Source organism: Streptomyces sp. NPDC051315 (assembly GCF_044455165.1).
GTDB lineage: Bacteria > Actinomycetota > Actinomycetes > Streptomycetales > Streptomycetaceae > Streptomyces.
The window spans coordinates 339325-352419 of sequence record NZ_JBITEN010000008.1; the positions used below are offsets into that span (position 1 = coordinate 339325).

The window sequence follows — 13095 nt, forward strand, 5'->3', positions numbered from 1 at the left end:
ATGGGCAAGCTGGGAGACATGGCGAAAAAGGCCAAGGAGATGGCCAAGGGCCACCCCGACCAGGCCGACAAGGGTGTGACGAGCGCCGAGCGAGCGGTCGACAAGCGGACCGGTGACAAGTACGACGCCCAGACCGACAAGGCCGCCGACGCAGCACGTCGTTCCTACCGGGACAGCGGTACGACGGAGCGCTGAACCGCGCGTCCGACCCCGCGGCCCCCGGCGCACAGCGCCGGGGGCCGCGAGCGTGTGGTCGGCTAGGACCGGCCCAGGACGTAGCTGAGCACTCCTGTCCCCAGGGGCACCACGCGTACCCGTACCGCGCGGGCCGGCTCCGCGCGGAGGCTGATGCGCAGGCCGTCCCCGGACGGGCACGCACGCAGGTCCCGCAGAGTCCCCGAAGACCCGGCCGTACGGCCGCCCGCTTCGGGGCGGTGCAGGGCCTTCCACGCGGCTTCCTTGGCCGAGAACAGCTCCGTCACCGACCACGCCGTGTCCGCCGGCCGGGCGCCGGTGACCAGCAGGTCCTCCTCGTCCTCGCGCAGCACCAGGCGTGCGGCACGGTGGGGGAGCGGCCGGAACTCCAGATCACAGCCGAGCGGTGTGTCCCGGCCCGGTGGGCGGGCCACGGCGACGGCGATTCCGGCGCTGTGCGCGATCGATGCCGCCCGCCCGGGCGGAAACACCGGCAGCCGTCCCGAGCGGGGGATCTCGCCGCAGTCCAGTCCCACCGCGCGCAGGGCCCGGCGGGCGGCCTGCCGGCCGGCCAGGAACTCCAGGCGGCGCCGGGGCGGCATCGAGGCGGCCGCGGCCGCCTCGGAGGGGCCGGCGGGGGCCAGGCGCGGTTCCGACACGGAGGCGACGCCCAGGCCGAGTCCGGCGGCGGCCAGGAGCGGGCGCAGCCGGGTGAGCATCCGGACGTCCGGTTCGTGGGCCGTTGCGGTCGCGGCGAGCGGGCGTCCGTCGGCGCGCGGGGCGTGGTCGGTGGGCCGGGCGTCACCGAGCGTGCGGTCGCCCCGGTCCGCCCGGCGGTACGGCGCCGGGCCGCCGACCGCGGAACAGGGACCGGACACGGCCGGTGCGGCGGGGGCACCGGCCGCGGCCCGCGGAGGAACACGGCCGGCCGGGGGCGGCGCGGACACGCCGCCGACCCCGGCCGGACCTGTCGTCGCGGGGCGCCCGGTCACCGTGCCCCGCCCCGGACACCGCCGCGCACCCTCACACCCGCAGCAGCTTCTTGATGATCTTTCCTGCGGGGTTGCGCGGCACCTGCTCGATGAACTCCACGCCTCGCGGGCGCTTGTACGGCGCGAGCAGTCCCGCGACATGCGCCAGCAGCTCCGCCGGGCCCGCGTCCGCGTCCGGCTCCAGGACGACGTAGGCCAGAGGAACCTCGCCGTAGTCCTCGTCGGGCATTCCGACGACCGCGGTGTCCCGCACCGCCGGGTGCGTCATCAGCGCGCGCTCGATCTCGGAGGGGTAGACGTTCTGGCCCGCTCGGATGATGACGTCCTTCGTGCGGTCCACGAGGCTGATGCGGCCCTGTCCGTCCACGAACCCCAGGTCACCGGTCTTGATCCAGCCGTCGAGGGTGATCTCGCGGGTGGCCTGCGGATCGTTCCAGTAGCCCTGCATGAGACCCGGTCCGCGCACGATGATCTCGCCGATCTCGCCGCGCGGCAGCTCCCGGCCGCCCTCGTCCACCGCGCGGGCGGACATGCCCGGTACCACTCTCCCGCACGGGATGCGGGCGGTGACGTCCCCGGGAGCGGGGTGTTCGTCAGGGCCGAGGGTGACGAACGGGCCGCCGACCTCGGTCATGCCGTACACCTGCCGGAAGCCGCAGCCGAGCCGCTGGACGGCGTCGGCGTACACGTCGAGCGGCATCGGGGCGGCGCCGTACAGGATCTCCCGCAGCGAGGACAGGTCGGTGCTGTGGGACGCCTTGGCCTGCAACATGAAGCGCAGCATCTGCGGCACCATCCACATGTGCGTGGCGCGGTGCCGTTCCACCGCGGCCAGTGCCCGCTGCGGTGTGAAGCCGGGCATCAGCACCACCGTGGCGCCGGCCGCCATGTAGGTCAGGGACACGACCACGCTGCCGTGGTAGAGCGGGCAGCAGTTGACCATGACGATGTCGTCGGTGGGCCGGGCCATGACCAGCCAGCCCAGGGCGATGGCCCGGAAGGACCCACTGTCGACGGTGACGCCCTTGGCCTGTCCGGTGGTCGCCGAGGTGTGCAGTACGGCGATCGGGTCGGTGTCGGCCACGGCGGGCAGGTCCCGCTCGGCGGCCAGGGTGCCCAGTGTCTCGAAGGCGGGCTTGTCGAGGGCCAGCCGGATCCGCACCGACTCCGGCAGCTCGGTGTGCCGGTCCAGCAGGTCCGACTCGCCGAGGACGGCCACCGCTTCGACCCGTTCGACGATGCCGGTGACCTCGGGCACGGCCAGGCTGTGGTTCAGCGGCACGAACAGCGCGCCGAGCCGGGCGAGCGCGAAGTAACTCTCCAGGACCTCGATACGGTCCTTGGACAGCACGGCGACCCGGTCACCGCGCGCGATGCCCAGGTCGGCCAGCCCGCGCGCCAGTTCGACGGTACGGTCGTGGAACTCGGCCCAGGTGACGCTGCGCTGCTCGTCCACCAGCGCCGTCCGGTCGGGAAAGCACTGGCGGTTGCGCTCCAGCAGCTGTGTCAGCCACATCACGCACCGCCGGTGGCACCGGCGACGGAGTGCTCGGCGACGAAGCGCTCGTAGTCGGCGATCGTGTGCAGCTGCTCCATGTCCTCCGCGGTGATCTCCACGCCGAGCCGCTGCTCGACGAGCAGGACGAGGCGCACCAGGTCCCCGGAGTCGATGCCGCTGGCGGCGAGGTCGACGTCGTTGCCCACCTTGTCCGCGTAGTCGATCGTGCCGGTGAGCTCGACCAGCAACTCCCTGATGGTGCTCATGGTTTCCCCTTTCGCCTCGGCGTGCCGGCCGCCGTGCGGATCGCGACTGTCACCCCCTCAAGAGGCGGACTCGGCCGGTTCCACTCCCCGGACCGGCTCGTGAGCTTTGTCACGCGTCCGAACGGCGTGCGGCAGGGATAGCCGGAGCCCGTGTCCGTCCTCTTACCGCAACGGAAAGACGTGTTCCGGCACGACGGAGAAGGAGTGATGCGAGTGCCCAGGCAGCCGGTACCGGTCCGGGCCGTGGGAGGGCGCCCGGTGCGCCGCGTCGCCGCGGCGCACGCCGCTCGTGCGGGCGGTGCCGCATGAGCGCACAGGCCACCGCCGCCGTACCCGCGGACCGGGCTGCCGTGCCCGCGGACCGGGGCGAGCTGCTCACGCACTTCGACGCGCTCATCGCCGAGGGCGAGACGATCGAACCGCGCGACTGGATGCCCGACGGATACCGCCGCATGCTGATCCGCCAGATCGCCCAGCACGCCCACTCCGAGATCATCGGCATGCAGCCGGAGGGTGCTTGGCTCACCCGGGCCCCGTCCCTGCACCGCAAGTCGGTCCTCATCGCCAAGGTCCAGGACGAGGCCGGCCACGGCCTGTACCTGTACTCGGCGGCCGAGACGCTGGGCGTGGACCGCGCCGACCTGCTGGAGGCCCTGCACCGGGGACAGCAGCGCGCCTCCGCCACGTTCAACCACCCCGCGCTGACCTGGGCGGACACCGGGGCCATCGCCTGGCTGACGGACGGCGCGGCCGTCATCAACCAGGCCCCCCTGTGCCGCACGTCCTACGGGCCGTACGCGCGGGCGATGCGCCGCGTCTGCCAGGAGGAGGCCTTCCACGTGCGGCAGGGCTACGACCTGATGCGCGCGCTGTGCGAGGGGACGCCGGAGCAGAAGGAGATGGCGCAGGACGCGGTGAACCGCTGGTGGCTGCCGGCCGTGGCGCTGATGTTCGGGCCGCCGGACACCGCGGCGGGCGGTGCCGACGCGCGGACGGCCGCGCTGGGCGCCGCGGTCTCCCGCCGCGCGATGGCCTGGGGCATCAAGCGCCACACCAACGACGAGCTGCGCCAGCGCTTCGTCGACCAGTGCGTCCCGCAGGCCGAACGCCTCGGCCTGACGCTGCCCGACCCGGCGATCCGCTGGAACGAGGAGCGCGGCCACTACGACTTCACCCCCATCGACTGGGACACCTACCGCGAGGCGCTGGGCGACGACACGCACTGGGCGCGGCAGCGGATCACGCACCGCAGGGCCGCGCACGACGACGGCGCCTGGGTGCGGGAGGCGGCCGCCGCGTACGCCGCCCGCGCGGACGCGGGTGCCCCGCGGGCCGGAGCCGCCGCCGGGGAGCGGACGGGGACCGGCGGCACGGACGGGACGCGGCCCGGTGTGACCGCCCCGCAGCGGACGGAGGAACACGCATGAACCGCGACCGGGAGGGCGCACCGGCGTCCTGGGAGGTCTTCGTGCGGGCCCGTCGGGGCCTGGCCCACCAGCACGCGGGGTCGGTGCGCGCGGCCGACCCGGACGCGGCGCTGGCGCTGGCCCGCGACCTGTACGCGCGCCGCGGCGATCCGCTGTCGCTGTGGGTGGTCCGCTCGGACGCCGTGCACACGGCCTCCCCGGACGAGCGCGACCCGTACTTCGCCGGTGCCCGCCACAAGCCGTACCGGTATCCCGAGCACTTCGCGCCGCTGACCGAGAAAGGGCCCGATGGTGACCACGCCGAGTGACACCCTGGCGGACGCCGCCGCGGCCGGTGCTGCCCCGGTGGCGACCGTGGCCGACGGCACCTCCTCCGCTCCCGGCGCCCGTGCCGACGCGGACCTCGCCCGCCCGTCCGACGCCGATCTCGCCGTGCATCTGCTGCGTCTCGGCGACGACGCCCTCGTCCTCGGGCAGCGCCTGTGTCAGTGGATCACGCGCGCGCCGACCATCGAGGAGGACCTGGCGCTGTCCAACATCGCCCTGGACCTGATCGGTCACGCCCGCACCCTGCTCACCCGCAGCGGACAGCTCGACGGCACCGGCCGGACCGAGGACGACCTCGCCTTCACCCGCTCGGACCGCCAGTTCACCAACGCCCTGCTCACGGAGTTGCCCAACGAGGACTTCGCGGTGACCGTGGCCCGGCAGCTGGTCTACACGCACTACGCGGTCCTCCACTACGAGGCGCTGGCAGGTTGCCCGGACGCCGAACTGGCCGCCTTCGGGTCCCGGGCCGCCAAGGAGGTCGCCTTCCACCGGCTGCACGCGGACCGCTGGACCCGGCGGCTGGGACGCGGCACCCCGGAGAGCACCCGCCGCATGCAGCGGGGCCTGGAGCGGGTGTGGCCCTACACGGGCGAACTGTTCGACGAGGACGACGTGGTGCGGCGGCTGGCCGCCTCCGGCACGGTCCCCTCACCGGCGCCCCTGCGCGCGGAGTGGGAACAGCGCGTCACCGACGTCGTCACCGACGCGGGGCTCACCGTGCCCACGGTCTCCTGGTCGGCCACGGGCGGCCGTTGTGGGCTGCACACCGAGCAGTTCGGCCCGCTGATCGCCGAACTCCAGTCGGTGCACCGGCAGTTCCCCGGAGGCACCTGGTGACCGGCACGGCACCGACCACGGCCCCCTGCCCCGTGCACGAGGTGCGCGAGCGGGTGGAGGCGATCCCGGACCCGGAGCTGCCGGTGATCGGCCTGGGCGACCTCGGTGTGGTGGGCTCGGTCGCCCCGGGCGCCGACGGGGTGCTGGAGGTGGAGATCACGCCCACCTATCTGGGCTGCCCCGCACTGCCCGCGATCACCTCCGCGGTACGGGAGGCCCTGACCGCCTGCGGTCACCCCGACGGCCGCGTACGGCAGGTGCTGTCCCCGCCCTGGACGACGGACCGGATCACCCCCGAGGGACGCCGGAAGCTCGCCGCGAACGGCATCGCCCCGCCCGTGTCCCCGGCCCCCGACGGACCGGTCCCCGTCGAGCTGGGCTCGGTGCCCTGCCCGCACTGCGGATCGCGGGCCACCCGGCCGCACAGTCCCTTCGGACCGTCCCGTTGCCAGTCGGTGCTGTGGTGCACGGCGTGCCGCGAGCCCTTCCCCCACCTGACCGCGCTGTGAGGCAGACCGTGAACACCGCCACCCCGTCCACCGTCCTGCGCGAGGTGCTCGTCGACCGGGACCTCGGCACGCGCCCGCGCACCGGCTGGCACCGCCTGGAGGTCACCGAGGTGCGGCGCCTGACCGCCGACGCCGTGGCCGTCCGCCTCGACGTGCCGACCGCGCTGGGTGAGGTCTTCGCACACCGGCCCGGCCAGCACGTCGTCGTCCGCCATCACCGCGCCGACGGCGAACTGCGCCGCAGCTACTCGGTCTGCCCGCCACCGCACGACCCCCGGGCGCTCCGCCTGGTCGTCAAACGGGGCGGGCCCGACGGCTTCGGTGCCCACGCCACCAGCCGCCTCGCGCCCGGTGACCGTCTCGAGCTCTCCCCGCCCACGGGCGCCTTCGCCCTGCCGGACCTGCCCGGCGCCCACCACGTCCTCCTCGCGGGCGGCTCCGGCATCACCCCGCTGGCCGCCATGGCCGCCCACGCGCTGCGCCGGGACCCTGCCTGCCGCGTCTCCCTCGTCCACTCGGTCCCCACCTCCGCGGACGCCCTGCTGGCGGACGAACTCGCCGAGCTGAAGGACGCGTTCGTCGACCGGTTCACCGTCCTGTACGTCCTCACCCGCGAGGACCGCGGCCACGGTGAGGGCCCGCTCAGCGGGCGGCTCGACGCCGGGAGCCTGGTGCGTCTGCTTGCCGCGGTGGACGCCCGCCCCGGCCCGGGCACCGCGTTCGCCCTGTGCGGTCCACCCGGCCTGGTGGACACCGCACGGCAGGCCCTGACGGACTGGGGAGCCGATCCGGCGCTGGTCCGCTGGGAGTTGTTCACGGTGGCCGGGACGCCGCCGGGGACGCCGGAGACGCTGGTGACGCCGGGAACGCAGGGGTCGCCGGGAACCGCCGAACCGGTCCGGACGGGCGAACCGGTCCCGGGCGAGGGGGAGACCCGCGTCACCGCCCTCCTCGACGGCCGCCACCGCGCCGTCACCGTCCTGCCGCAGGACACGGCGATCCTCGACGCGCTGCTGCGGGCGTACCCCGACGTGCCGTACGCCTGCCGTGAGGGCGTGTGCGGCAGCTGCCGCGCGAAGGTCCTGTCCGGCCGGGTGGCAGCGGAGGGCCAGTACGCCCTGGACGCGAGCGACCGCGCCGCCGGCTACACGCTCGTCTGCCGGGCACGACCGCGCACCCCCGAGGTCACCCTCGACTTCGACGTATGACCCGCACCGGCGGGCCCGCCGCCGTACCACCACTGAACGAAGGAGAACCGCGTTGACCACCACCGCCCGCCACGAGGGGAAGACCGCCCTGGTCACGGGAGGCAGCCGGGGCATCGGCAGAGCCATCAGCCGCCGCCTCGCGCGTGAGGGCGCGCTGGTCGCGGTCCACTACGGCCACGACCTGACCGCCGCCGAACGGACGGTGAAGGAGATCGAGGCCGACGGTGGCCGCGCCTTCCCCGTCCACGCGGAACTCGGGGTGCCCGGCGACGCCGACACCCTGTGGTCGGCCTTCGACCAGGCCCTGGCCCGGCAGGACGCGCCGGCCGGACTGGACATCCTCGTCAACAACGCCGGCATCACCGTCCCGCGCCCCCTCGCCCAGGTGACCGAGGCCGACTTCGACCGGGTCTTCGCGATCAACACCAAGGCGCCGTTCTTCATCATCCAGCGCGGCCTGGACCGGCTGCGCGACGGCGGCAGGATCGTGAACATCTCCTCCGTCGCCACCCGCGTCGCCTTCCCGGCGATCGTCTCGTACACCATGACCAAGGCCGCCCTCGACTACCTCACCCTCTCCCTGGCGCAGGAACTGGGCCCCCGCGGCATCACGGTCAACGCCGTGGCGCCCGGCTACACCGAGACGGAGATCAACCCCACGCTCAGCATCCCGCAGATCCGCCGCCGGTACTCCGAGGCGTCCGTGTTCAGCCGGCTGGGCGACCCGGTGGACATCGCCGACGTCGTCTCCTTCGTCGCGAGCGACGAGGCCCGCTGGGTGACCGGTCAGTGGATCGACGCCTCCGGCGGTGCGCACCTCGGCGTGTGACACCACGGCCCGGCACCCTGTCCCCCCACGCGCGTCCGGCTCGCCGGCCGTTCCCGTTCCTGGCCGTCCGTCGGCCGCCCCTAGGAGTTGCGATGAACAACAGCACGTCCGTGCTCGCCGAGCCGATGGCGGACGACTCCCTGACCCGGCCCTTCACGGGCGCGAGCCCCTACGACACGTACGTCCACGCCTCCGTCCTCAACTCGCTGCAGCACCCGCTCACCGAAGCCCCGGACGAGATGGGCTTCCTCGTCACCACCCAGGTGATGGAGCTGTGGTTCACCCTGATCGTGTACGAGTGGCGCACGGCACGCGTGGCCTTGGCCAAGGACGACCTGCGCGCCGCCATGGACGCGCTGGTGCGCAGCCGTCGGGCGCTGACCGCGCTCAACGGCGCCTGGGCGCCCATCGCCGCGCTGACCCCCGCCCAGTTCAACGGCTTCCGGGCCGCGTTCGGCCAGGCCTCGGGCTTCCAGTCGGCGATGTACCGGCACATGGAGTTCCTCCTCGGCGACAAGTCCGCCGGGATGCTGCGCGCCCACCGGGGCGACCCGGCCGTCCACGAGGCGCTCGCGGAGACCTACCGCGAACCGTCCCTGTACGACGAGGTGCTGGCGTTCCTGTACCGGCAGGGCCTGCCCGTGCCGCGGAGCGTCCGCGAACGCGACGTCACCAGCCCGTACACCTCCGACCCCCAAGTGGTGGAGGTCTGGCGGTACATCTACGCCGGACCGCAGCACCACCCCCACCTCGCGCTGGGCGAACTGCTCACCGACATCGCCGAACTGGTCACCCGCTGGCGGTTCGAGCACGTCCTGGTGGTGCGCCGCGCCATGGGCTCCAAGCCGGGCAGCGCCGGTTCCGCCGGGCTCGCCTGGCTCGAGAAGCGCGCCGCCCGCCCGGTCTTCCCCGAACTGTGGGAGGTGCGCGGTGACGTCTAGGGCCATCTCCGCCTTCGCGGCCGAGGAGGAGCGGCGGGTCCTGAGCCTGAAGCCGGTGCTGGCGCCGGTGCACGGCCGCTACGGGGACCACCCGCACCAGTCCTACGACGCCTGGCCGGCCGACGACCCCGACGCGCCGCTCGTCATCCTGCTGCACGGCGGCTACTGGCGCTACGACCGGATGCACCTCACCCCCTTCGCGGCCTACCTCTCCCAGCAGGGCTTCGACGTCCTGCTTCCCGGATTCCGCCGCTCCGGCGGCGCGGGCGGCTATCCCGAGACCTTCGACGACGTCGCCCGGATCGTGGACACCCTGCCGCAGGGACGGCCCTACGTCCTGGCGGGCCACTGCTCCGGCGGCCACCTGGCACTGTGGTGCGCCGCCCGCGGGCTGCTGCCCCCCGGCTCGCGCTGGCACACGCGCACCCTGCCGACGAGCGTGCTCGCCCTCGCACCGATCACCGACCTCACGGCCACCCGGCGCGACGACCTGAGCAACGGAGCCGCCCTGCAACTCCTGGGCGGCGCGGACGCCTTCGATCAGCGGCTGGCCGAGGTCGACCCGCTGACCCTGCTGCGCGAGGCCGGCACCACCGGGGTGCCCACCGTGCTGCTGCACGGGGCCGTCGACGAGGAGGTCCCGCTCACGCAGTTCAGCGACTACGCGGCCGTCCACCACGACCTCCGGACGGTCGTCCTGCCCGGCACCGGCCACTACACCCTCATCGAACCGGGAGCACCCGGCGCCCGCGCGGTCGCCGACACCCTGCGAGAGATGTCGGCCGCGTTCAGCCCGAGGCCGTCCGACCGGGCAGGAGAGGAGACCGCACACCGATGACCACCGCACTTCCCGTACCGACCGCCCTGCGAGAGCTGGCCGCGCAGCTCGACGCGGACGACCCGCTGGCCCCCGTCCGCCAGAGGTTCCTGCTCCCGCCGGACGTCGTCTACCTCGACGGCAACTCCCTCGGCCCGCTGCCCGCCGCCGTCCCGCCCGTCCTCTCCGACGTGGTGACGCGCCAATGGGGTACCGACCTGATCGGCTCCTGGAACGGCAACGGCTGGTGGGAGGCGCCGCTGCGGGTCGGCAACGCCATCGGCGCGCTCATCGGGGCCGCGCCGGGGCAGACGGTCGCGGGCGACTCCACCAGCGTGCAGTTGTTCACCGCGCTGGAGGCCGCCGCCGCACTTCGCCCGCACCGGCCCCTGCTGGTCACCGACCCCGGGCACTTCCCGACCGACCGCTACCTGGCGGACGCGGTCGCCCGCCGCAGGGGTCTGGAGGTGCGCCGGGTCGCCCCGGCCGATCTGCCGCGGTTCCTCGAAACAGAAGGAGACCGGGTCGCCGTCGTCAGCTACTCGCCCGTCGACTTCCGCACCGGCGAGCTGTACGACATGCAGACGCTGACGCAGGTCGCGCACGAGGCCGGCGCCCTCGCCCTGTGGGACCTGTGCCACGCGGCCGGAGCGCTGCCCCTCGACGTCGACACCCTCGGTGTGGACCTGGCCGTCGGCTGCGGCTACAAGTTCCTCTCCGGCGGCCCCGGCGCCCCCGCCTTCCTGTACGTGGCGCGCCGGCACCACACGTCGCTGGAGACGCCGCTGCCCGGCTGGACCGGTCACGCCGACCCGTTCGGCCTGAACCGGGACTACACGCCCGCCCCGGGCATCGCCCGCGCCCGCATCGGCACGCCGCCGATCCTGTCCCTGCTCGCCCTGGAAGCGGCCCTCACCGCCTTCGACGGCGTCGACATGGCCCAGGTCCGCGGCAAGAGCCTGTCGCTGACGGGATTCTTCCTGCGCTGCGCGGAGGAACTCCTGTCGCCCGACGGCTTCACCCCCGTCACACCGGCCGAGCCCGGTCGCCGCGGCAGCCAGATCACCCTGCGCCACCCCCACGCCCACGGGCTGACCGTCGCCCTCGCCCAGCGCGGCGTGATCGCCGACATGCGCGCGCCCGACCTGCTGCGCTTCGGTGTCAACGCCCTCTACACCGGCCACCAGGACCTGCTCACGGCCGCACTGCGCCTGCGGGACATCGCACACGAGGGGGCCTACGACCCGGCGCCACCGGCCGCGGGGCCGGTCACCTGAGAACCAGCTCAGAAGCGTGGGGCATTCTCCGTCGCTGACGCCTGTGGCGGGACCTCTGGCCCTGGTGACGAGGAAGCCGTTCAGATGTGGTGCCTTCGCCATGTCGCCGGACTGGTCATGATCTCTTCCGACGCGTCTTCACGGACCATGCCCGAGTAACGTGGGACGGGTGATCCCGGCTGACTGAGCGACGGCGCATCAAGGCTCGGTAAGTCGGCTGCCCGTCCGTGCGTTGCACAAGACCCTCGCCTTCGCGTGGAGCGTGATGTCCGCGGGCGTCGCCGGGTGTCTGTACGGCTGGGTGATCGGCTTCGTCCCGCCCGACTCCCTCGGCTTCGTCCTGTCCGTCACCCTGCTGACCGGCCTGGTGGTCGGGGGGTCGGCTCGCTGGACGCCCCCTGCTGGGGGCGGCGTTCGTGATGTACGTGCCGAGCGTGTCCCAGGATCTCGGGAGGCGGCACCGGGAGTGATGTTCGGCCTGCTGATCATCACGGTGATGTTCGTGGCCCCGACGGGAGTGCGGTCTGCCGAGCCGTGTCCTGGGCGCTGCCACCCGTCGCCCGCCCCGCACCACTGCCGCGCCGGACCGGACGCCCGAGGCCGCATCCGCGCCCGACGCGGAGCGGAAGTCCCAGGCCTTGTCCGAAGGCGCCGTGACCCACACCCCTGCGGATCCCGCAGTTGTCGACGCCGAACCCGTGGGCGCACCGCCCCGCACGGAAAAGGAACGAACCACGTGCGCAAGACGGCCGCTCTGCGGACGGCCGCGGCCGCGACCGCCGCCCTGCTCACCGCGACCGCCTGCGGCAGTCAGAGGCCCGTCCGATGGACTGCATGGGGAACAGGGCGAAGACGGCGTTCGGGAAGACGGCGGACAGCGTGCCCGAGACGGCTTCGGAGGAGACCATCAGCGGTGGGGCGCAGGCCGCCGGCGGCGAAGAGGACCAGGACGGGGGCCCGCGTCCCGTCCCAGGCGCACCGCCACGCCGGGGGAGTACAGGACGCTGGCTGGCTCCTCGCGTGGCGCGGGGAGCCCGGCCGCGGTGATCAGGTCTTCTTCGCACCTGACCAGCTCGGCGCGGTGCAGGGGCCAGCGCGGATGGTGGTTGGGGAGGTAGGTGGCCCCGCCGAAGAAGGTGTTGTGCATCCCCCAGCGCGCGGTGAGGAAGTGCTCCAGCTCGGTCGGCTCCGCGATGCGTTCACCGGGGCGCACCGCGAGGCGGCTGTATGCGCCTCGCGGGCCGGGCCAGCGGCGGGAACTGGTGTAGGTGACGGTGCCGCCGGATGCGCGCACGCTCATCCGGGACCACAGGTACGGCAGCCGGAAGCCGGCCCGCCCCATCGCGACCGGGATCAGCCGTGCCGCGTCCATCGACCGGAAGACGACCCCTCGCCGTCCGTGTCCGTCGACCGAGTACAGGCGGACGTTGGTCTCCGGGAACGAGCCGAGGTACGGGACCCCGGGCAGCCCGAACCAGCCCACCTGGTGCATCCGGAAGGCGACGAGTCCGACGTACGTCATCCCGTCGTGCGTGTCGGGAACGGTCCCGCGCGGCAGCAGCCCCGCCACCGCCTCGGGCGCGACGGACCAGTGGACGAAACACAGGTCGAGCCATTGCTGCGTGAGAAGCGGAAAGGCTATCGCGCCGGGGGCGTCGGGAGTGACCGGGGCAGGTTTGTGCACGACGCCAGCATGCCAGGGGCACCTTGCTAGGTGCGCATGGAGACGAGCCTTCGGTTGTCCGGTGAGTCGACGACGGACACCGCCCACTCATTGCCGCCGCCCGAGCGGTGGTTCTGCCGTGGCAGGTCTCAGCTGCGGTGACCGATGTGACGGCAGAGGCGATGGAATTGGCGGTCGGCGGCGTCGGCTCGAGCGCAGGGCCAGTGACTGCGCAGGGTGGTCAGTGCTAGAAAGGCCGGATGGACGACCGTTTTGCCCGACTTCGACATAGATCGCTGTGGTCGC

The 13095-nt window shown here is 73.5% G+C and carries 14 protein-coding genes; 10 read left to right on the forward strand and 4 right to left on the reverse strand.

Annotation, left to right across the window (positions count from 1 at the left end):
- Positions 1-195, forward strand: coding sequence for an antitoxin (locus tag ACIBBD_RS18260; protein WP_399420430.1), 195 nt, complete (start codon positions 1-3; stop codon positions 193-195).
- A gap of 62 nt (positions 196-257) precedes the next feature.
- On the opposite strand, the gene ACIBBD_RS18265 is transcribed toward ACIBBD_RS18260, so the two are convergent.
- The 3 genes from ACIBBD_RS18265 to ACIBBD_RS18275 all read right to left on the reverse strand — a co-directional run bounded on the left by ACIBBD_RS18265 (position 258) and on the right by ACIBBD_RS18275 (position 2951).
- Positions 258-1073: a 4'-phosphopantetheinyl transferase superfamily protein gene (locus ACIBBD_RS18265; RefSeq protein WP_399420431.1), complete on the reverse strand. Its 816-nt coding sequence runs from the start codon at positions 1071-1073 to the stop codon at positions 258-260.
- Between the two features lie 145 nt (positions 1074-1218).
- Complete coding sequence (locus ACIBBD_RS18270) at positions 1219-2703, reverse strand: class I adenylate-forming enzyme family protein (RefSeq protein WP_399420432.1); 1485 nt, start codon at positions 2701-2703, stop codon at positions 1219-1221.
- Positions 2703-2951 (reverse strand): acyl carrier protein, encoded by a 249-nt coding sequence (locus ACIBBD_RS18275; protein ID WP_399420433.1) that lies wholly within the window; start codon positions 2949-2951, stop codon positions 2703-2705. Before ACIBBD_RS18275 ends, ACIBBD_RS18270 begins: the two co-directional genes overlap by 1 nt.
- 305 nt (positions 2952-3256) lie before the next feature.
- On the opposite strand from ACIBBD_RS18275, the gene paaA reads away from it, so the two are divergent.
- The 9 genes from paaA to ACIBBD_RS18320 all read left to right on the forward strand — a co-directional run bounded on the left by paaA (position 3257) and on the right by ACIBBD_RS18320 (position 11126).
- Entirely contained in the window at positions 3257-4378 is a 1122-nt protein-coding gene (paaA, locus tag ACIBBD_RS18280) for a 1,2-phenylacetyl-CoA epoxidase subunit PaaA (protein WP_399420434.1), read from the forward strand.
- The gene (gene paaB / locus ACIBBD_RS18285) at positions 4375-4686 is read left to right on the forward strand and encodes a 1,2-phenylacetyl-CoA epoxidase subunit PaaB (protein WP_399420435.1); all 312 of its coding nucleotides are present in this window, start codon (positions 4375-4377) and stop codon (positions 4684-4686) included. The genes paaA and paaB overlap by 4 nt, the downstream gene beginning before the upstream one ends.
- Positions 4670-5545 (forward strand): 1,2-phenylacetyl-CoA epoxidase subunit PaaC, encoded by an 876-nt coding sequence (paaC, locus tag ACIBBD_RS18290; protein ID WP_399420469.1) that lies wholly within the window; start codon positions 4670-4672, stop codon positions 5543-5545. Before paaB ends, paaC begins: the two co-directional genes overlap by 17 nt.
- A complete protein-coding gene (gene paaD / locus ACIBBD_RS18295; protein ID WP_399420436.1) occupies positions 5542-6054 on the forward strand; it encodes a 1,2-phenylacetyl-CoA epoxidase subunit PaaD in 513 nt (170 codons plus the stop codon). The genes paaC and paaD overlap by 4 nt, the downstream gene beginning before the upstream one ends.
- Before the next feature lie 35 nt (positions 6055-6089).
- A complete protein-coding gene (locus ACIBBD_RS18300; RefSeq protein ID WP_399420470.1) occupies positions 6090-7262 on the forward strand; it encodes a 2Fe-2S iron-sulfur cluster-binding protein in 1173 nt (390 codons plus the stop codon).
- A gap of 52 nt (positions 7263-7314) precedes the next feature.
- Positions 7315-8091 (forward strand): SDR family oxidoreductase, encoded by a 777-nt coding sequence (locus tag ACIBBD_RS18305; protein ID WP_399420437.1) that lies wholly within the window; start codon positions 7315-7317, stop codon positions 8089-8091.
- 92 nt (positions 8092-8183) lie between these two features.
- Complete coding sequence (locus ACIBBD_RS18310) at positions 8184-9032, forward strand: tryptophan 2,3-dioxygenase (protein ID WP_399420438.1); 849 nt, start codon at positions 8184-8186, stop codon at positions 9030-9032.
- A complete protein-coding gene (locus tag ACIBBD_RS18315) occupies positions 9022-9870 on the forward strand; it encodes an alpha/beta hydrolase family protein (RefSeq protein ID WP_399420440.1) in 849 nt (282 codons plus the stop codon). Before ACIBBD_RS18310 ends, ACIBBD_RS18315 begins: the two co-directional genes overlap by 11 nt.
- Positions 9867-11126, forward strand: a complete 1260-nt coding sequence (locus tag ACIBBD_RS18320) for a kynureninase (protein ID WP_399420441.1) — start codon at positions 9867-9869, stop codon at positions 11124-11126. Before ACIBBD_RS18315 ends, ACIBBD_RS18320 begins: the two co-directional genes overlap by 4 nt.
- A gap of 907 nt (positions 11127-12033) precedes the next feature.
- On the opposite strand, the gene ACIBBD_RS18325 is transcribed toward ACIBBD_RS18320, so the two are convergent.
- Positions 12034-12810 carry a YqjF family protein gene (locus tag ACIBBD_RS18325; protein ID WP_399420442.1) on the reverse strand — a complete coding sequence of 259 codons (777 nt, stop codon included), beginning with the start codon at positions 12808-12810 and terminating at the stop codon, positions 12034-12036.
- Between the last annotated feature and the right edge of the window lie 285 nt (positions 12811-13095).